This window comes from Spirosoma sp. KCTC 42546 (genome assembly GCF_006965485.1).
Classification (GTDB): domain Bacteria; phylum Bacteroidota; class Bacteroidia; order Cytophagales; family Spirosomataceae; genus Spirosoma.
On the sequence record NZ_CP041360.1, the window covers coordinates 3842257 to 3860868 of the forward strand.

The following is an 18612-nucleotide window of genomic DNA, read 5'->3' on the forward strand; positions in this document are numbered from 1 at the left end:
GGTTTCTCAAAACCTATTCATGCAATTTCAATAGGTTTTGAGAAACCTCACCACTGTCGGTTATAAGTAACCGACACCACGGGTAGTCTAGTTAGTTGAATGATTGCCTGAATTCAAGGGGTGAAACCTGGGTCTTGCTCTTGAATAGTTTATTGAACGACTGTGGGTATTCAAAGCCGAGCTGGTAGGCTATTTCGCTGACAGATAATGAGGTAGTTGATAAAATCTCTTTCGCTTTCTCAATCAGTTTGTTATGAATATGGTGCTGAGTGCTTTGACCGGTCAGGTGCCGCAGCATATCGCTTAAGTAGTTCGGCGACACATGCAGTGCATCAGAGATGTATTGAACAGTCGGGAGTCCCAGTTCCTGTACGGTAGTTCCGTCAAAATAATCCGAAAGAAGGGCCTCCAGCCTGGTCAGTATATCGTGACTGGCATTTTTACGGGTGATGAATTGCCGATTGTAAAAGCGGTTGGAATAATTGAGCAATAATTCAATATGCGACACGATTACGTCCTGGCTGTAGCTATCGATAACAGACCGATATTCCTGCCCGATGTTCTGCATAATGGCCATCATGAGTGTTTCTTCTTTATCGGACAAATGCAGAGCTTCATTCACGGCATAAGTGAAAAAACCGTAGTCTTTAATGCGCCTGGATAATTGGTAATTCAGGATAAAATCAGGATGGATAACCAACCACCAACCGTTAAGCGCCATGTCGTCTGGCGTAACTGTTGCAATGACCTGACCTGGCGAAAAGAAGGTCATGATTCCTTCATCGAAATCATAGTAGTTCTGTCCATATTTCATTTTCCCAGTGAAGTCCTTTTTGATGCAGATCGAATAAAAGTTGTAGACAACACTTTTTAGGCTTTCATCAAAATGGCAGGTTACCTCACTGAGATTGATAACGCTGATTAACGGATGCTCTGGTTTGGGTAAGGCGAGCAGGCGGTGCAATTCAGAAATTGAATTGATAATATAGGGGTGGCTGGCTTCTTTTTTCATGTTTACTGATCAATCCATTCCATACCCGCAGCATCGTAGCGGTCGCCTGTTAACGTACCCAGGGGGATAATCGTTTCGATTCGAGCCAGTTCGTCAGCCGTTAGGGGTATGCTGGCCGCTTCGATATTTTGCTCAACATACTTGACGCGTTTGGTACCCGGAATCGGTAAAAATCCCTTTGAAACCACCCAGGCAATGGCTAACTGCGATGGGGTGATGTGTTTCTCATCGGCCAGTTTTTTCAGTTCATTGACCAGCTCAATGTTTTTATAGAAAGCCTCGCCCTGAAACCTGGGAATACTCCGTCTGAAATCATCAGCCGGAAAATCGTCCGGGCTTTTGATATCTCCGGAAACAAACCCTCGCCCTAGCGGTGAATAGGCCACAAATCCAATCCCCAATTCCTGAAGCGTAGCCAGAATCCCAGCTTCTTCCACACTTCGCTCAAATAACGAGTACTCGGTTTGCACGGCCGTGAGTGGATGAACCGCATGTGCTTTTCGGATCGTTGCCGATGATACTTCAGAGAGGCCGATATATCCAACTTTTCCTTCTTTTACCAGCTCAGCCATGGCACCAACGGTTTCCTCAATAGGCGTGTTGGGGTCTAAGCGGTGCAGGTAATACAGGTCGATGTAATCCGTGCCGAGGTTCTTTAACGACCGTTCCACGGCCTTTTTTACATACGCGGGTTGTCCGTTGAATTGCCAGGTAAGTTGCTCGTTATCGTCGATCTCAAATCCAAACTTAGTGGCTATGATATACTTGTCCCGTTGACCCTTGATGGCTTTGGCGATTAACCGCTCGTTGTGTAGCGGTCCGTATAAATCGGCCGTGTCTAAAAAATTGCCGCCTAATTCCAGCGAGCGATGAATGGTGGCGATGGATTCAGCTTCATCGGCTTTTCCGTAAATATCATTACCGGCAATTTGCGTCATGCCCATGCAACCAAGCCCAATAGCTGGGACAACGAGCCCCTGACTTCCTAAATCTGTTTTTTGAAGACTGTTCATTGATTATTTTTTTTTCTTGTGAGTTTTAACCCTACAAAGGTCAGCGCACTCACAGGAAGAAAAGTAGCCCAATCTCTTGTTGTTGTATCCAGAATGGGGGTGGTAGTTGGAGAAGTCTACTGTTGACTAAACATCTCCATCATGTAAGACAGGGCATTTTCAGCGTGTAGTATATCCGTGTTGTGTAACGATTCCCGCGCGGCTTCGGATGCCCTCGTTCGCATTTGGTTTTCATAATGTGCTATGGCCGATTGCAGGTCGGGGAACTGGTTAGATGTCAGAAACTCACTTAACTCTAATGCATCCTGCATGGCCATATTTACGCCTTCTCCTGCATACGGGGGCATTAAATGAGCGGCATCGCCCAACAGCGTCAGGTTGGAAAGTGCGGGCCAGGTTTGATCCAGGGGCATATAGTATAGCGGTCGGACAATGAATTTGGTTGTAGCGTTTTCAAACAGTTCCCACCAGAAACTAGCCCATGCTGAAAACGCCTGCTTAAACCAGGCCAACACTTGCGTTGTATCGTTGAAGTCGATTCCCGAATTACGTGCCCAGAATTCATCTGTTTTACTACCTGTATAAAAGGCTAAACTACCATCGCCTTTTGCGCTAACAATCAGGGAATTGCCGTTTCCAAACGCGAATAGTTTGCCCCCTTTCAGGAGTTCGTGGATGTTGGGTGCGTTTATTGCTGACTCATATATAGTCCCTTCTACAGCGGTAACTCCTGAGTAAACGGGTTTGATGGGCGTGAGTAAAGGACGAATCTTTGAATTTGCCCCATCAGCCCCTATGACCAGATCTGCCGTAGCTGATGTACCATTTTGAAACGTAAGCTGCCAGCCACTACCCAGGGTTGACATGGATACGAATTGACTGTCCCAGATAACGGTATCAGGTTGTAACGAATCTACCAATAGGTTCCGTAAAGGTCCACGGTCAATCTCGGGCCGAAACCACTCACTGTCAAACGTTTTTTCTGCCGGTTGCAGGTGCTCGTCAAATACGATGGTAGCGGTGTTATCCAGAATCCGGATTAGATCTGCACCGGGCCGGTAGGCAGCTTTGAAGGCATCCAGTAAGCCGGCTTTACGGAGGGCGGCCAGACCTGATTCATGATGCAGGTCAAGTGTAGCCCCCTGCACCCGAACATCCCTGTTAACGTCCCGTTCATAAACCTTAACCTGAGCACCTTTTTGTTGTAAAAGCCGGGCGAGGGTTAAGCCGCCAGGCCCTCCGCCAACGATGGCGATTGATTTGTTGTCGAGTAACATAGCTTGAGAAATAGTTAGTACGCTGCAAAACTAGTTCTCGGGCAAAGTCAATAATAGTATAAATCGGTCATTGGCGTTCCTGGCTAATTCTTTTGGAATTACGCCTGAAAACTTTTTTATCTCTTTTATGAAATGGGTTTGATCGGCAAAGTTTTGCTCGGGATATAGCTTGCCTGATTTGATGTGATTCAGAGATGCTCTGAATCGTAAAATGGTGCAATATGCTTTCAACGAAATGCCAACATACGTAGTGAAATACCGGTTAATTTGGCGGCTACTCCAGCCTACGTTGTCTGCTAATTCGGCTACAGATAAGGCCCCCGCTGACGAATAGATGAGTTCAAACAGTTTTTGTTTTCGGACGTCGATGTTCCGCTGAAGTAAACCAGTCAGTGTAGCAGAAACCTTATTGCAAAAGCTGTCAAAATCAGTCAGATCATGCTCAGAAATGCCCCAGAAATCAGCTGGCAATCTGGTCGCATAGTTAACAAGTGATGATAGTTTGATGCCTAGCAAATACTCAATGGCCAGCAGCCTGAAACTGACCGCAAACATGACCGTTTTAGGTGGAATAGCGGTTGCATCCGGCTCGGTACCCAAACCCATAAGTGTACTATGGAAAGGCTCGGTTGACGAATAGGAAAAGAAAATATCAATTCGCCCATCTGGCAAAACTACAACTTTCTTTTCCTGATCAGAAGGATTGGCAAGCATCCAAAAACTTTCTACAAAATCGGAAAGCGATGAGTCTGGTTTTCTTAGTTTGTAGTCTACGTCGTTTTTAGGCATTTTTTGCTAATAATTCGAAACGTATTGTTCTGTAATAACTTGTTACTATACCCCGTTTTCTCAAGAATGAAAACCAACGATAAACCAGAATGGTGAATAAATTATTCACCATTCTGGTTTATTAACTGGAAGCTAGTTATTTAGTTGATGCTAACAGAAGTGGAAATTTTCGATAAACTATAGCGAATTCCTGACCAGATCAATAGATACAGTACCGAACTTATTAATGCCAGTAATGTACCGAAATTTGAAAAAATGCTTTGCATCCATATGGCCTTGTTTAGTACTTACTTTTTACATTTAATTAATCTGTCTACTTGTGCCAAACTAGTCCTTTACTACCCATTGAGTTCAGCATCAACTGGCTCCCATAGTTCAATCTTATTGCCTTCTTCGTCCATGATATGAACAAATTTTCCGTAATCGTATGTCGTAATGCTGTCAAGTATGGTTACACCGTTTTCACTGAGTTTGGTAACAAGCCCTTCAATATTTTGAACCCGGTAATTAATCATAAACTCTTTTTGAGATGGAGCAAAATAGTCATCTCCTTTTTTGAAAGGGCTCCATTGGAGCGAGTTTATCTCGTCAGGTCTATTAACGTTTCTGGATTCAAAAGTCGAACCCCAGTCATTGATATCAAGTCCTAAATGTTTGGCATACCATTCTCTTGTTTCTTTGGGATTGTCAGAAAAAAAGAAAATACCCCCAATTCCGGTCACCTTAGGCGTTGTGTCGTTCGTTGGAGCTGACGTTGCCGATTGATTTTTTTGTTCTTCCATTTTGTTCGTTTTTTTTATTTGTCGAGTTGTAGATGTTTTTTAAGTTGACGTATAACGGATTAGGGCTTGAGGATGTGGTGAAAATCGAAGCACAAATGTTCAGTTTTTGTACAAAAATTCATTAGAAGCACAAAACTCCAAGTTTGCAGGTCACCCCGCCTGACGCAAAACCCGTGTTAGCTGCTGCCTTTTTATAGCTCTTGTTTTCGTTTCTCATCTTGTCAAATTACGGTTACTTGCTCGCTAATTTCTTTACTGTAGTAATAAAGCAAAATTTGTTTTGTAACTTCTCTTGTTGTGTCGTTGCCACTGAATCTTATTTGAATTTTTGGTTTAAAACTGCTAGTTATTTTTAGAATATAGTCTATAAAATATGTCATTGAACTAGGAACTACTTTTGCGTCTGTTAGATCAAAGGTTATTGTGTCGCATTCTTCACAAATGTCAAAACCTATTTCTTCAATTGCTGTCCTTGAATAAATGATACCATTTACAAAATGGTAGCAACGGTCAATGAGATTATTGTCTGAAATTGCTTTACGAAAGTTAAGAATTACAGAGTTATTTTTCTGAAATTCACTTTTACCAATGTATTCAAAATCGCAAACGTCAGCATATTTGTCTTTTATGATTTTTGTAAATCTAAGTCCCGCCCCAAAGTGGTTTTCAATTTTCTTGTCAAAAGGATTGAATGAATTACCGTCATCATAGAGGATAATTCTGTCATCTTTTATTTCTATAAAACAGGATTTTGCCCTGCCGTAATCCAAGGAATTCTGGGTAAGTTCAAAGAATAATTTTGAAATATCTTCTCTAAGTTGATTGTTTATATTTAAACCTCTTTGATTAAAGAAATCATAAAGATTTGAAAGCTCACTTTTGGATTTAATTTCATAGTTGCAATTGTCTCCAGGAGCTTTCTTTAATATTTGAAGTATTTCGTCAATTTTTTGAGAATCAACAATTTTGAAAATTGAGTTATAAACACTATTTGACTTCATTAAGTCAATGAGGGCTTGTCCATTCTTTAACCTAATGAAATCAGTTTTAAGATTATATTCCTTTTCCCTTTTCCCTTTCCATTCAGCCCACCATTTAAGTTCGTCTTGATTAAAAGTCCTTGGAATACACAATGTCCAACTTTTCATTTCATAGTCGGAAGAAGTGATTGCCGTCTTGAATGACTTTTGAATTTGATTTTTTTGAGCTTGTTCAATTTCTTCAAGAAAATATTTACACTGATAAACATCAATTGGCTCTTGACCATAATCGCCAACAAAAATGTCAATTCCACCGTCACCTCGCTTTACCGCAACTTGTTGAACATTCTTGTCGCTATACTCTTTTCTGAAAACAGTTTCACAAGAGTCAGCAAATGCTTTCCTTGCTCCATCAATATTAGAGTAAAGTGCTTTAAAGTCTGTCCAATCTCTGTCCATAGTTTTGTCTTGACGTGGCGTTGTTTAAGGTTGCAGCTAACTCGTAAATAGACGCATGTTCGCATCCTTACGCAATGCTATGCAAAATTCTTGTCTTGCCAAATTTAAAGCATTATTAAAGGTTAAATTATTGACTGTCAGTAATTTGTGGTATATGTGAACATGTGCTTTGTCGAGTGGTATCACAAAATGAAAGCGTATACTTTTTTGCCGGATCAGTTGCCGACAATACAAAATGCGCATCTTTTCAACTCACTAGTTAGTAGCCACAGAGGCAGAGAGGATACGGAGTCCAACTACTGGTATTAAAACTCTGTGTTCTCTGTGCCTCTCTGGTTAACATCTAAATCCAGCTTTACTTTCCTACAACACTCAACTCTAAATGCGAAGGAGCCGCAGTTGACCGGAAAATCGTATGAGTGGCTTTCTGGTAATCCGTTTCTTTCGCTTCGAAAATATTCGGAACAAACTTTTGTGGGTTTCGGTCGATGATGGGAAACCAGGTGCTTTGTATCTGTACCATCATTTTGTGTCCTTTCTGGAAAACGTGATTGATCGAGTGTAAATCAATGCTGTACGTTTCCGTTTTATTGGGCGTAATAGCTTCGGGTGTTGAAAAACTGTTTCGGAACCGACCCCGGAAAACGTCGTTCGCTACCATAAGCTGGTAACCGCTCATACCGAGTTGTTGCGGATAATGAGCCGGATACACATCAATCAGCTTGACAACCCAGTCGGCATCGCTGCCAGTTGTGGCAGCAAACAGTTTTGCCAAAACTTCGCCCGTAACCGTTACATCTTCGGTCAGGGCATCGGTTTCCCAGGAAAGCACATCGGGGCGGTTATGGACAAACCGCTGATCTTCGGTAAGCCAGGTGCGCCAGCGCGAGCCCGGTCCGTAGGTGGCTTCGATGGGGCGCGTTCGGTAGGGAATAGGTTGGGCTGGATCAGACACATACGCATCAGAGCCGGACGCGGCCTTTGGCGCATTGAACGATAATTTTCCGTTGGCCTGAAAATACAGATTCCGTTTCGTCGCTTCTTTCGGAGGCCAGGTGTCGTAGCGTTTCCAGGTATTGGAGCCCGTTTGAAACGTGACCGCTTCCGCAAAATTTCCGGTACCTTTTCCTTTCAGATAATACGCAAACCAGGGTGCCTGAATCTCTTTGCGGAACGTAACCGACGTGGCCGTATCGAACTTGATGTTGCCCAGTGTACGCCCATCGGAGCGGCCCCAGCCTCCATGATTCCAGGGACCCGCCACCAGGAAGTTTTTATTCGATTTATCCTGCTTTTCCCACAGTTGATAGGCTTTTAATGGGCCATAGAAATCCTCCTGGTCCCACCAGCCCGCCACGTTCATGATTGGTATTTTAGGACTACTATCAATTCGGTTAATGAGTGATTGTTTCTGCCAGAACGAATCGTAATTCGGGTGCTTTACAAAATCGTTCCAGGTGGGTAGTTTGTCCTTGAAATACAGCTTGTTTACGTTCGAAAGCGCACCCAGTTTCAGGTACCAGTCGTAGGTATCATAGCTCGGGAATGGGAAGAGTGAATCCGTTTTAGTGGCTTCTTCCATAAAGGCGTACTCGAACCCATAGCTTAGCCGAAAAGCCCCATTGTGGTGAAAGTCATCGCCCAGAAACATATCCGAAGGCGTTGCCTGTTCCGAAACGGCTACCAAAGCCGGATGCGGATCAATAGCCGCTATTGCCGTAGTCCAGCCAGCGTACGAAATACCATACATGCCCACCTTTTTGTTGTTATTGGGAACATGCGCCAGCAACCACTCAATGGTGTCGTAGGTATCGGTACTCTCGTCGATTGCCTTCAAATTTTTCTTATCTCGGGTAAATCGCTGCATTTCAAACGTTCCCTCCGATTTATACCGTCCCCGAATATCCTGGTACACAAAGATATACCCATCGTCGGCCATGTCTTTCACGTATGCTATTCGATCCGGACTATCGGTTTCACTGACGCCGTAGGGCGTTCGGGTCAGCAAAAAAGGCAGCGGCTCTTTACTGTTTTTAAGGGTATAAATCACCGTATTCAGTTTAACGCCGTCGCGCATCGGAATCAGCACTTCCTGGCGTTCGTAGGGACTTGAGTTTTGAGAAAGTGTTGAGTGGGATAAAAGTAGAAGTAGTCCATGTAGCCAGATGAGGAAGATTTTCATTGCAGAAAGTGGTTGTAAGTCAAGCACTAAAGATAGAAAACGTAGCGATACTTTTCGTAGGAATTGCGTTGTACCGTTTTAAATCGATACAAATGATTGTTAAGCGTTAATTTTGTGGTTTGAAGATTCACTATTTCAGGTTCTTTGTGTGGTTTGAGTGGTGTCAGGTTCTTAAACCTGGCACTAAAGGTTTCTCAAAACCTTTAGTTGACTAAGAAATGCTGCAATCGGTTTTGAGAAACCTCCCTATGTCAGGTTTGAGAACCTGACATTACACAAAGAACCTGAACCATTAAACTGTTCTTGCATTGATTCCTGCCGTCGACGCCCTGCTGAAAGACATCCGCAACAAACGGATTGCCCCTGTGTATTTGATTCATGGCGATGAGCCCTTTTACATCGACCGTATTGCCGAAGAGCTTGAAAAAGTGGCGGTGCCAGTTGCTGAGCGGGGTTTCAATCAATTCGTCCTGTTCGGGAAAGACACGGATGCCGGAGCCGTTTTGAATTACGCCCGACGCTATCCATTCATGGCTGAGCGGCAGTTGGTTTTGGTGAAAGAAGCCCAGCAGATGAACGGCATCAACGATAAATCGACCCAAACGCTTTTTGAAGATTATGCCCTGAATCCGCTCTCCAGTACAATCCTGATGCTGTGTTATACGCGTGAAGATGGAAAACCCGCCCTTGACGAGCGGAAAGCGTGGGTGAAAGCCTTCGGAGCGAAAGGTAAATTGCTGGGTGTCAAGAAACTCTATGATAACAAAATTCCTGATTGGGTAGGGGAGTATTGCCGCGAACAGGGGGCGAAGGTTAGCCCCAAAGCCTGCCAGTTATTAGCTGATCACATCGGCAATGACCTCAAACGGTTGGCGAGTGAAATCGACAAAATCCTGATTAACCTACACGTTGGCGAAGAAATCTCGGCGGCAACCGTTGAGCGACTGGTGGGAATCAGTAAAGAATATAACGTCTTTGAACTTCAAAAAGCCCTTACTCAGCGTGATGTTGTGAAAGCGAACCAGATCGTGGATTATTTCGGGCGTAACCCGAAAGATAATCCGCTGGTGGTCATTCTGGCGCAATTGTTCGGGTATTTTAGTAAGGTGTTGCTGGTGCAGGCGTCTAAAGACCAGACCGACAAAGGGCTGGCTCCTTTACTGGGGGTCAATCCGTTTTTTGTGAAGGATTATCAATCAGCCGCCCGTACGTTTCCGTTACCCAAAGTAGCCGCTATCATTCATGCCATCCGCCGGGCTGACGCGCAAAGTAAAGGTATCGATGCACCGACTATGAATGAAAGTGATATCTTGCGGGAGTTGGTGTTCGAGGTGCTGCATTAGGAGGCCAAGTGGCTATAACGACAGAACCGGTGCAACGGCCTAACACCCATGCACCGGTTCATGATAGCTGCGGATTAGTTACCTACTTTATAGACTGGTTGCCCTTACTCATTTGCATGCTTGTCAGTTCCTGCAACAGTTGCTGCTGATTTTGCACCGATGCGTCCATGAGTAACAGATTGCCTTTGCCTTCACGGGCAATATATTTCATGGTTTCGGTCCACATCAGGAAGCTCACAAAGCTGGGATCTAAGCCAGCCCCGGTAATATCGCGGGCGGCATGGGCCACCCCACGGGCCACCTCTTCGCGGAAGAGTGCAGTACCCTGCCCGCGCAACTGCATGGCTGTTTTCTCGGCATCGGCCGCAATGCGAATCGCATTTCCTTCTGCCTCAGCTTCTTTGGTCCGTTTAATGAGCATCGTCTCGCCTTCGTTTATAGCCGCCTGACGCAGGTTATTGCTCGCTACTACCTGTGCCATTGAGCTGGTAATGACCTGATCGAAGGTCATTTCGTTGATTTGTAAATCGAGCAGATGATAGCCCCAGCCCGCCAGGGTTTCATCCAGATTGGCTTTTACAGCCTGAGTTATCTCGGAACGTAGCGACAAAATCTCAGCCTGCTTTTGGGTGCCTACAAACGCCCGAACCGAGCTTTCGATAGTGCGGGTCATGGCCTGCATGAACGACCGCTGGTCGATAAACTTAAACGCAACGCTCTTAATCGTTTCTTCCTCACTGTCGCGAACCGTATAAAGCAGCATGGTCTTGAAATACACGTTTGCCTGGTCGAGTGTAATGGCTTGAAACGAAAGCTCTTCAGATTGGTTCTGAACAGAAATCTGCCGAAAGATGGATTCCCCAAAAGGAGTCAGGCCGTGGTAGCCCGGATAGAGAACCCGCTCAAAGCGGCCCCATGAAGTGGTGACGGCTACGTTTCCTTCAGCTACGGTAACCCCCGCCGAGCGGATGATTAAAAACACAATAAATACGGCGAAAATGGCTAGAATGAACATGTGTTTTAGGAGTTTTAGATGGATAATAAATTTGTTTTTACAGACGATAAAGGGACACATTCGTTGAGAGAAGCTATTGACAGGAAATGAGCTAGAGCTTAGAGACGGTGTCTTTGAGCAGTTTTTTAGCCGTTTCGTTTTTAGGGTCGACTTTGAGAACCATGTTCAGGTCGTCGATGGCCAGGGGAATCTTACCAAGGCCCAACCGCGCCTGTGCCCGATTTAGCCAGCTTAATGCTTCTTTGGGGGCCAGGCGCACCGCCTGATCGGCTTTCAGTTCCGCATCGGCATGGCGGCCCAGTCGAAGTAGTGCAACACTGAAGTTGCACCAGGCACCCCAGGAGTTTTTATTGAGGTCAATAAAATGAAGGTAGTCGTTAACGGCTAGTTGAGGTTGTTGGATCTGGATGCGGTAATAGCCGCGTTTGAACAACCCCAATTGATTGTCAGGATTTAGCAGCAGACACGAATCCAGGTCCCGAAGCGCCCAGAGTAGCTGGTTTTGATCGGCCCATGCTGTTCCTCGTATATAATAGGCATCGGACAGGGGGTAGTAGCCAATAGATTTTGTGGCTAACCCAGCCTGATCTTTGGGTTGGGCCGTCTTTGCCTGGGCAAGGAGTATTTCTGCCTGTTGTTTCCGCGCCAGTTTACTTACCGTATCATACTCGGCACGGATCAGCGTCTCTACTTCTTCGCTGCCTGATTGGGCAATAAACTGCCTGTAGGCATACATGGCCTGAATATACTGTTGCTGCTCTGCCCGGATGCGGCCAATTAAAAGCCAGGCTCCACCCAGAAGATCGCTCTCCAGTCTGACTGAATCGGCTAGTACCGATAGGGCTAATTTGCCAGCTTCGCGTAGCCGGATCGGGCGCAGTGATACAAATGCTTTTCGGATCGAATGCCAGTAGGTCGAATCTTTTTTATTGGAGTAGAGGGCATCGGCCAGCCCAATTTTTGCCAGATTACTGGTGCTATCGAACGTAAGCGATCGACGCAGAAACTGCTCGGCCCGTAAAAAATCGGCTTGCTTAAAGGCAGCTTTCCCTCCTTCAAAATAGGCTCTACTTAGGGTAAATGCCTCCTGTTCGTTGTTGATCTGAATGTCTTCCAACGGGTGCAACTGGCCTAGTCGAACGGCTTTCAACATGTCGAGCGGAACGGCGAAGTTCAGGTTTTGTCCGTCCTTTTGCTGCGAAACGACCACACCAACCACCTCGGAGCGATGATTGAGAACTGGGCCGCCCGAGCTTCCCGGCGATATTGGGGCCGTAAACTGAAGGAGTCGTGTCCGATTTTCGCTGGTGCGATAGCCGCTCACCAACCCATTCGAAAAGGTGGCATCGAATCCCTCAGGTGAGCCGATAACAAAAATCGCTTCGGCCACCTCCGCTGGCTGATTCGCCAGATACAGGGGCTCCGGATGTTGATACCCGACGGTTTTTAGTATGGCTACATCGTTCTTCGAATCAAGTCCGGCAAACTGACGAACCACAATCGGCCTTGGCAAACTTGAGCCTATTAATGTTACGCTGGTGGCACCGGCTATCACGTGCCGATTCGTAACCACATGAACTGAATCGATAAAAAAGCCAGACCCAAACCCAATGTCGGTACGTACCGTAACGAAGGCTTTGATGGCCTTTTTATAGACAGTACGCTGTGCGTTGGCAACGGCTAAACTAACAACTACCAGAAGGGCAACCTGAATGGTGAAACGTTTCATGGACGTAGGTGTTTAAGTGTGATGTAAACCTAAATCCGTATTTTTGTTTACTATTGATGAGCCGGACCAAACTTTGTTTGTTTCCTATAGAATCAAAACCCTGCCCGATGAACCCCCGTAAAGGGTGCTTCATCCAGAGCTGAATCCATTTTATCCAGAGCGTACTTATGCCGGAAAGCAACCCTTTTACTTTTGTGAGACAGCTGTATACGCAGATGCAAACAAGTGCTTCGTTGGCAAGTCGGTCGTTTTATTTGCCTCAGCGCCAGGACTGGGCGTACTGGCTGGTTGCTTTCCTGATTTTTTACATCGACCAGGTGTCGATCTGGGGCTGGAAACTCAACCAGGGGTTTGGTTCCGCTCTGCTAAATGTGGGATTAGGCGTACTGGTCGCTTATCCGCATCTGTACTGGTTCGACCGATTCTACGGAAAGCATATGGGCTGGTATTTTGCTGGATTGGGGTTCCTGGGTTTTGTTGATAGCACACTGTACTGGTGGATTGCTAACATTCCAATTGATAGTGCGCCTTATGTTCTGCTCGATATTACGCCCACCAGCAGCAATGACCGGGCTGGGTTGAATGAATCGCCCATCGGCTGGGTTGGGAAGTATTTAGGGGAAGTTGGGCAGTCGGTAGCTCGAAATCGGCCGTCGGATAATCATACTATCTGGATTCGGAATTTTCCGGAAGCCATCATCATTATGTGGTCGCTGACGGTGGTTCATCGCCGTAAAACTCTGGCCGATGTTCGGCATGAACTGGAACATCAGAACCAGCAGCTCGATTTGCAAAATCACCAGCTTGAGCTCACAATTGCCCATAATCGGCTGCTCTACGACAATTTTATGCGTCGGATGGAGCCCCATTTCCTGTTCAATATTATTGACTCCCTGCACACGCGTGCACGTGGTAACCCCGACTTGCAGGAAACCATTGTTCAGATTCGGGACTTCATGAGTTATGTGATCAAAAATAGCCGTGAACAGGAGTTTATGGAGGGGGTTCCATTATTGGACGAGGTCGATTTTCTGAATAAACTCATCAGCTTTCGTGACGAAAAAGCGAAACGACAAGGCTTACAGCCACTAATCACCTTCGATTTTCGGGCCAACATGAGCAACCCGGTGCGCGTACCGCCCATGATCTTTGCCGAATTCGTGGATAATAGTTTTAAGTATGGCGTGGAGAAATATGGCCGCGATTATTTAGCCTCGCTTCTGCAAACGGTTCCCCTGCCGGTACCTTACGTCAAAATTGAGTTGTTTATCGAAACTACACATACCTATTTCTCCGTGCAGAACAACGTGTCCGAATCGGCCGAATCGGTGGCAGTCAGCACTGGCGAGGGGCTTCCCAATATTCGAGAGCGTTTGCGGTTGTTCTATGGCGCTCGTTTTCGAGATGACGACCTGTTGGTAAAGACCGAAAATGGTCACTTTTACGTAGCCCTTCATTTAAACAACTGACCGATCATGTTTAACGTTTTAGTCGTCGATGATGAATTGTCGGGTCGACAGCGTATCATTGATTTTAGCGACAACCATCCCGAGCTCTCGCTTACCATTCGCTGGGAGTGTGCCAATATCCGCGAAGCAGCTGCTGTAATCGGGCAGTACCGGTCGGATATTTCACTAATCATTATGGATTCGGAAATGGATGGCAACCGGCGACAGGGGGTCGATTTTCTGCTCACGCAACGGTTGATGAACGTCCAGCTACCGCCCACGATTCTACTCTCCAGTCACCCTGATTTAGGCGACTCGGCCGATGAGGCCGAAGTGCGCTACATGACCAAACCGTTTAGCGAAGGCCGATTGGTAGCCGTGATCAGAAAACTGCTACGCCTGGAAAATGACGAATCCATTGAGTTTCATTACGAAAAGGATGGCCTTATGGGCCCACAACACGTATTGTTGCGGGATATTGTCCTGATTCGTGCCACCAATACGGTAGGGTATGATGCCGTAAAAATCCTGACCGTACACCAGCAGGAGTTTTTAGTAAAGGCTTCCCGCAACAATACTGCGCCAGTTCATACCCTGAGTTTTTATACTGAAAGCTACAAGGCAGCCGGATTAGTGCGGGTCAACCGGAGCGAAGTGGTCAATGTAGCCAGAGTAACTTTTGTGAGCTATAACACCGTTTCGCTGATTCTGGAAGGCTATGCCCGCAGTATAGACATTAACGAGCAATACCGGGATGCGTTTCTGGCCGAGCGAAAAAAGCGGAATTGATTGTAAAAACAAAGCGTTTAGCATACTCCTACCGCCTTTGGCCTTTGTTGACAAGCCTTTATACCTACTTGTTGCAGTCGTATTTGTATTTCTGGCGCTGAAAATAACCTCCTGATTTAGCTACTATCACTTCTTTTTTCTATTATTGCAACGTTGTTGCATAAATGGCGTTGCTGTTTGTTTCAGTAGCGGGTTGAGAAGAGGAGACTAATGCGAAATTTTTGGAGAGCTAGTGTAGGGTGTGGGCTACTGATCAGTATCGTGACATCAGGACTGGCGCAGTCGGCTGAGTGTACGGCTACGGTAAGCGGGACGATTGTCGGTAGTGGGCATCATGAGCCATTGACGGGGGCTACCGTATACGTACGTGAACTAGCAACGGGTACTGTAGCAGATTCGAGTGGTTCGTTTCGAATTGAGCATCTATGTCCGGGTACCTACACGCTTGTTTATCAGTTTGTAGGCTACAAAACGAAAGAATTGGCCGTTCGCGTTGGGGCCGATTCATCGACCGCTGCCGCTTCGGTGCAACTTATTCCCGATAGCCAGACATTGCAGGAAGTTGTGGTAACTGAACACCGGTCCGAAGCCCAGCAATTACTGCAAACGCAGGTTAGTTTGTCAGGTGCAGCGCTCGATCAAACGCGAGGGCAGTCATTGGGCGAGAGTTTGAAATCGCTCGCGGGCTTATATTCCATTCAAACGGGTCCCAGCATCTCTAAGCCCGTTATTCACGGCCTCTACAGTAATCGGATCATAATTCTGAACAATGGCATTCGGCAGGAAGATCAGCAATGGGGCACCGAACATGCCCCCCAGGTCGATCAGTTTCTGGCGTCGCGGCTGACGGTTATTAAGGGAGCCGCCAGCATCCGGTATGGTTCCGATGCCATTGGCGGGGTAATTTTGGTGGAGCCCAAACCCATGCCTACACAACCGGGAATGGGTGGCGAACTAAACATAGTAGGAGGGACCAACGGGGGGCTGGGTGTGGCATCGGGAATGCTGGAAGGCGCTTTTGATAAGAAACTAGCGGGGTTAAGCTGGCGGTTACAGGGAACACTCAAGCGGTCGGGTTATGTACGAACGCCCAACTATTATCTGGAGAATACCAGTTACCACGAAAATAACGTTTCGGGCGATGTCCATTACGATCACCGAAATTGGGGAGCAGAAGTGTTTTATAGTCAGTTCGATACCAAAGTGGGGCTCTTTACGGGGGCTCAGGTAGGTAGTTTGGCCGATTTATACGCAGCCATTAGCAATCCACAGCCACTGGTTCAGCCGAACTTCTCGTATGCGCTTGGCCGTCCCTATCAGGATGTTCAGCATGATTTGCTGAAAGCGCGGGCCTATGTTCACGGCCCTAAAGGGGGAACATTGACGGCAACTTTTGCCCGTCAGCAGAATACCCGTCGAGAGTACGATTACGTCTCATTCAGTGGGGCACTGAATCCTGAATTATATCTCAAATTGGTTACGCACACCACCGATCTGGTTTGGGAACATGCGCCCATTAAAACGAAATCAGCGGGGCAGTGGTCGGGGAGCGTTGGATTTAATGGAATTACCCAGGGGAACGTTCGGCAGTACTTGTTTTTAATCCCGAATTTCCGAAACTATGGCGCTGGTCTCTTTGCTATTGAACGCTACGCCGTTGGGCCCTGGACGGTAGAAGCTGGATTGCGCTATGATTATCGGTGGCTGCGGGCTTACTTTCTGGATGATGCAACCAAACAGACTTACCATGAAACCCATAACTGGCAGAACGCAAATGGCTCACTGGGTGTAGCCTATCAGCTGCGCCCTGCGCTAACCCTGACGGCCAACCTCAGTACTGCCTGGCGCGCGCCCAATGTAGCCGATCTGTATTCGAATGGGTTGCACCAAAGCGCAGTCGCCTATGAGCGGGGCAATCCGAATCTAAAGCCTGAGCAGGCATATAATGGCAATCTCGTGCTGGCTTATGCAGGCAAGCGACTAAGCGGAGAAATTGGGGTTTATAACAACCTCATCAACAATTACATCTATCTCAAACCCGATTCGGTGCCCATTATCCGGCAGCGGGGCGCGTTCCCATCTTACACCTACACGCAGCTACAGGCTACATTTAGAGGTATCGATGCCACGTTGACCTATAAATTGACGGATCAGCTAACACTAGCGACCAAGAACTCCCTGCTCTATGCCTATAATCAGACCGATCATGGGTATCTGGTATTTATTCCGCCCAATCGATCTGACAACAGCCTGCGATACGACTGGTCGAAGGTAGAAAAGCTATCGAATCTATATATATCTGTAACGGGATTGTATGTAGCACGCCAAAACCGAGCCCCCGCCGTGACCTCCCGACAGGAAAATGGGCAGATCATCTTTACCGGTGACTTTGCGGCCCCTCCACCCGCTTATTTTCTACTCGGAGCCGAACTGGGATTTATGGCACAGGTGGGCCGCCATCCGATGAGTGTTAGCATAAGTGGCACCAACCTGGCCAATGTGGCTTACCGCGATTACCTGAACCGCTTCCGATACTTCGCCGATGAGCCGGGTCGTACTATCATGCTCAAAGTCAAATTACCCTTCTCAGTGGGCAAACGCTCCTGAATCAATTAAGTACAACCTGTTTCACCTCTAAAATCTGTAAATTATGAAGTACTGTAAAAACCAGTTGATCTGGCTAGTAAGTGTGGTAGTGCTGGCCGGGGCCTGTACTAAGGATGAGCAAAATGTGGCACCTACCGATGATAACGAAGCCATAACCACCGCTACGCTCACCCTAACGAATAAGGCTACACCCACAGAGAGCATAACGGCAACCATCGAAAACCTGAATACAACGGCTGACTTTAGCAAGGCTACGCTGAATCTGAAAGCGAATACGACCTATACGGGCGTAATTGGCTTACTTGATAAAACAAAGACGCCTGTACTTGACGCAACGGAAGAAATCAAGGAGAAGGCCAATGAGCACCTATTCGTTTATACGCCAACGCCGTCGAACCTGTTAACAGTAACGCTGACTGATAAAGATACGAACCCTTCACCAGGTCCGTACCCCATCGGGCTGACAACCGAAATAAAAACGGGCGCTGCCGGTTCGGGTAAATTGAAGGTTGTGCTGCGTCACCAGCCGAATGCCAAAAACGGTACGCCCACACCAGGTTCATCCGATTTAGATACTGATTTTACAGTGGTAGTTCAATAAAGAACTATAACTTATTAAGTTGTTGATATTCAATAGAATGTAGTTACCATTTGACTTTCCTGGAATAAAGTTTTTGTACTAAAAAAGTACCCTTTTTCGTGCTGAAAGTTGCGTTTTTTTTGTTCTATTAGTAGAAGGTAAACAACTAATTTGACGCAAAAATGGAGTCTCTTCACCTGCATAGTATAGCAACTCATACGCCGGAGTTGAAAATGGCGCGTGCCACTCGGCGTAAGGTTAATGGGGCAGCTACGGCAGCACTATTGATTAAGATGGCAGCCGAACTACTAACAGCTTCCCCAACACTCAGGAAAAAAGCCAATCTTACCTTAATGGATTTAGCAGCCGCTGACAAGGTGCGAAAGGGATTACTGAAAAAGGCAGATTAATACAGTAACTGTCATGATGGGTTTACCAATAAAACAGCAGAGCCTCTCTATTGATGGAGAGGCTCTGCTGTTAATGACTTTGTGGAAAGTGTACTATTAGGCTTATTTCCTGCTGAAAACGGAACAAATCTGTATATCAATACTTCTGAAGCCTTGCTGTTATTATTTTTATGCGAAGCCGGAAATAGTGGCACGGC

The 18612-nt window shown here is 46.4% G+C and carries 15 protein-coding genes; 6 read left to right on the top strand and 9 right to left on the bottom strand.

The window, feature by feature from the left end; all coding sequences use genetic code 11:
• Nucleotides 1-91: 91 nt before the first annotated feature.
• The 7 genes from EXU85_RS15605 to EXU85_RS15635 form a co-directional block, all read right to left on the bottom strand.
• Complete coding sequence (locus EXU85_RS15605) at nucleotides 92-1012, bottom strand: AraC family transcriptional regulator (protein WP_142772978.1); 921 nt, start codon at nucleotides 1010-1012, stop codon at nucleotides 92-94.
• Nucleotides 1013-1014: 2 nt separating this feature from the next.
• The gene (locus tag EXU85_RS15610) at nucleotides 1015-2025 is read right to left on the bottom strand and encodes an aldo/keto reductase (protein ID WP_142772979.1); all 1011 of its coding nucleotides are present in this window, start codon (nucleotides 2023-2025) and stop codon (nucleotides 1015-1017) included.
• A 116-nt stretch (nucleotides 2026-2141) separates the two neighbouring features.
• Nucleotides 2142-3302: an NAD(P)/FAD-dependent oxidoreductase gene (locus tag EXU85_RS15615; RefSeq protein WP_142772980.1), complete on the bottom strand. Its 1161-nt coding sequence runs from the start codon at nucleotides 3300-3302 to the stop codon at nucleotides 2142-2144.
• Nucleotides 3303-3332: 30 nt separating this feature from the next.
• On the bottom strand, nucleotides 3333-4091 hold the full coding sequence (locus tag EXU85_RS15620; protein WP_142772981.1) for an AraC family transcriptional regulator: 759 nt from the start codon (nucleotides 4089-4091) through the stop codon (nucleotides 3333-3335).
• A gap of 338 nt (nucleotides 4092-4429) precedes the next feature.
• Nucleotides 4430-4873: a VOC family protein gene (locus EXU85_RS15625; protein ID WP_142772982.1), complete on the bottom strand. Its 444-nt coding sequence runs from the start codon at nucleotides 4871-4873 to the stop codon at nucleotides 4430-4432.
• 221 nt (nucleotides 4874-5094) lie between these two features.
• A complete protein-coding gene (locus EXU85_RS15630) occupies nucleotides 5095-6312 on the bottom strand; it encodes a hypothetical protein (protein WP_142772983.1) in 1218 nt (405 codons plus the stop codon).
• A 355-nt stretch (nucleotides 6313-6667) separates the two neighbouring features.
• Entirely contained in the window at nucleotides 6668-8494 is a 1827-nt protein-coding gene (locus EXU85_RS15635; RefSeq protein ID WP_142772984.1) for a CocE/NonD family hydrolase, read from the bottom strand.
• Nucleotides 8495-8802: 308 nt separating this feature from the next.
• Here EXU85_RS15635 and holA point away from each other — a divergent pair, with 308 nt between their 5' ends.
• Nucleotides 8803-9837, top strand: a complete 1035-nt coding sequence (gene holA / locus EXU85_RS15640; protein WP_142772985.1) for a DNA polymerase III subunit delta — start codon at nucleotides 8803-8805, stop codon at nucleotides 9835-9837.
• An 82-nt stretch (nucleotides 9838-9919) separates the two neighbouring features.
• On the opposite strand, the gene EXU85_RS15645 is transcribed toward holA, so the two are convergent.
• Both EXU85_RS15645 and EXU85_RS15650 read right to left on the bottom strand, forming a co-directional pair.
• Entirely contained in the window at nucleotides 9920-10852 is a 933-nt protein-coding gene (locus EXU85_RS15645; protein WP_142772986.1) for an SPFH domain-containing protein, read from the bottom strand.
• A 91-nt stretch (nucleotides 10853-10943) separates the two neighbouring features.
• Nucleotides 10944-12581: a S1C family serine protease gene (locus EXU85_RS15650; RefSeq protein WP_142772987.1), complete on the bottom strand. Its 1638-nt coding sequence runs from the start codon at nucleotides 12579-12581 to the stop codon at nucleotides 10944-10946.
• Nucleotides 12582-12775: 194 nt separating this feature from the next.
• Here EXU85_RS15650 and EXU85_RS15655 point away from each other — a divergent pair, with 194 nt between their 5' ends.
• The 5 genes from EXU85_RS15655 (at nucleotide 12776) to EXU85_RS15675 (ending at nucleotide 18415) form a co-directional block, all read left to right on the top strand.
• A complete protein-coding gene (locus EXU85_RS15655; RefSeq protein WP_168207800.1) occupies nucleotides 12776-14050 on the top strand; it encodes a histidine kinase in 1275 nt (424 codons plus the stop codon).
• A 6-nt stretch (nucleotides 14051-14056) separates the two neighbouring features.
• Complete coding sequence (locus EXU85_RS15660) at nucleotides 14057-14818, top strand: LytTR family DNA-binding domain-containing protein (protein ID WP_142772989.1); 762 nt, start codon at nucleotides 14057-14059, stop codon at nucleotides 14816-14818.
• A gap of 261 nt (nucleotides 14819-15079) precedes the next feature.
• On the top strand, nucleotides 15080-17425 hold the full coding sequence (locus EXU85_RS15665) for a TonB-dependent receptor (protein ID WP_246859570.1): 2346 nt from the start codon (nucleotides 15080-15082) through the stop codon (nucleotides 17423-17425).
• 43 nt (nucleotides 17426-17468) lie between these two features.
• Nucleotides 17469-18026 carry a hypothetical protein gene (locus tag EXU85_RS15670; RefSeq protein WP_142772991.1) on the top strand — a complete coding sequence of 186 codons (558 nt, stop codon included), beginning with the start codon at nucleotides 17469-17471 and terminating at the stop codon, nucleotides 18024-18026.
• A gap of 161 nt (nucleotides 18027-18187) precedes the next feature.
• Entirely contained in the window at nucleotides 18188-18415 is a 228-nt protein-coding gene (locus EXU85_RS15675; RefSeq protein WP_142772992.1) for a hypothetical protein, read from the top strand.
• The last annotated feature ends 197 nt before the right edge of the window (nucleotides 18416-18612 follow it).

What these genes read in the sequence shown, in the direction of transcription:
- EXU85_RS15605 (WP_142772978.1), bottom strand. Translation starts at nt 1,012, where the DNA reads ATGAAAAAAGAAGCCAGCCACCCCTATATTATCAATTCAATTTCTGAA.
- EXU85_RS15610 (WP_142772979.1), bottom strand. Translation starts at nt 2,025, where the DNA reads ATGAACAGTCTTCAAAAAACAGATTTAGGAAGTCAGGGGCTCGTTGTC.
- EXU85_RS15615 (WP_142772980.1), bottom strand. Translation starts at nt 3,302, where the DNA reads ATGTTACTCGACAACAAATCAATCGCCATCGTTGGCGGAGGGCCTGGC.
- EXU85_RS15620 (WP_142772981.1), bottom strand. Translation starts at nt 4,091, where the DNA reads ATGCCTAAAAACGACGTAGACTACAAACTAAGAAAACCAGACTCATCG.
- EXU85_RS15625 (WP_142772982.1), bottom strand. Translation starts at nt 4,873, where the DNA reads ATGGAAGAACAAAAAAATCAATCGGCAACGTCAGCTCCAACGAACGAC.
- EXU85_RS15630 (WP_142772983.1), bottom strand. Translation starts at nt 6,312, where the DNA reads ATGGACAGAGATTGGACAGACTTTAAAGCACTTTACTCTAATATTGAT.
- EXU85_RS15635 (WP_142772984.1), bottom strand. Translation starts at nt 8,494, where the DNA reads ATGAAAATCTTCCTCATCTGGCTACATGGACTACTTCTACTTTTATCC.
- EXU85_RS15645 (WP_142772986.1), bottom strand. Translation starts at nt 10,852, where the DNA reads ATGTTCATTCTAGCCATTTTCGCCGTATTTATTGTGTTTTTAATCATC.
- EXU85_RS15650 (WP_142772987.1), bottom strand. Translation starts at nt 12,581, where the DNA reads ATGAAACGTTTCACCATTCAGGTTGCCCTTCTGGTAGTTGTTAGTTTA.
- EXU85_RS15660 (WP_142772989.1), top strand. Translation starts at nt 14,057, where the DNA reads ATGTTTAACGTTTTAGTCGTCGATGATGAATTGTCGGGTCGACAGCGT.
- EXU85_RS15670 (WP_142772991.1), top strand. Translation starts at nt 17,469, where the DNA reads ATGAAGTACTGTAAAAACCAGTTGATCTGGCTAGTAAGTGTGGTAGTG.
- EXU85_RS15675 (WP_142772992.1), top strand. Translation starts at nt 18,188, where the DNA reads ATGGAGTCTCTTCACCTGCATAGTATAGCAACTCATACGCCGGAGTTG.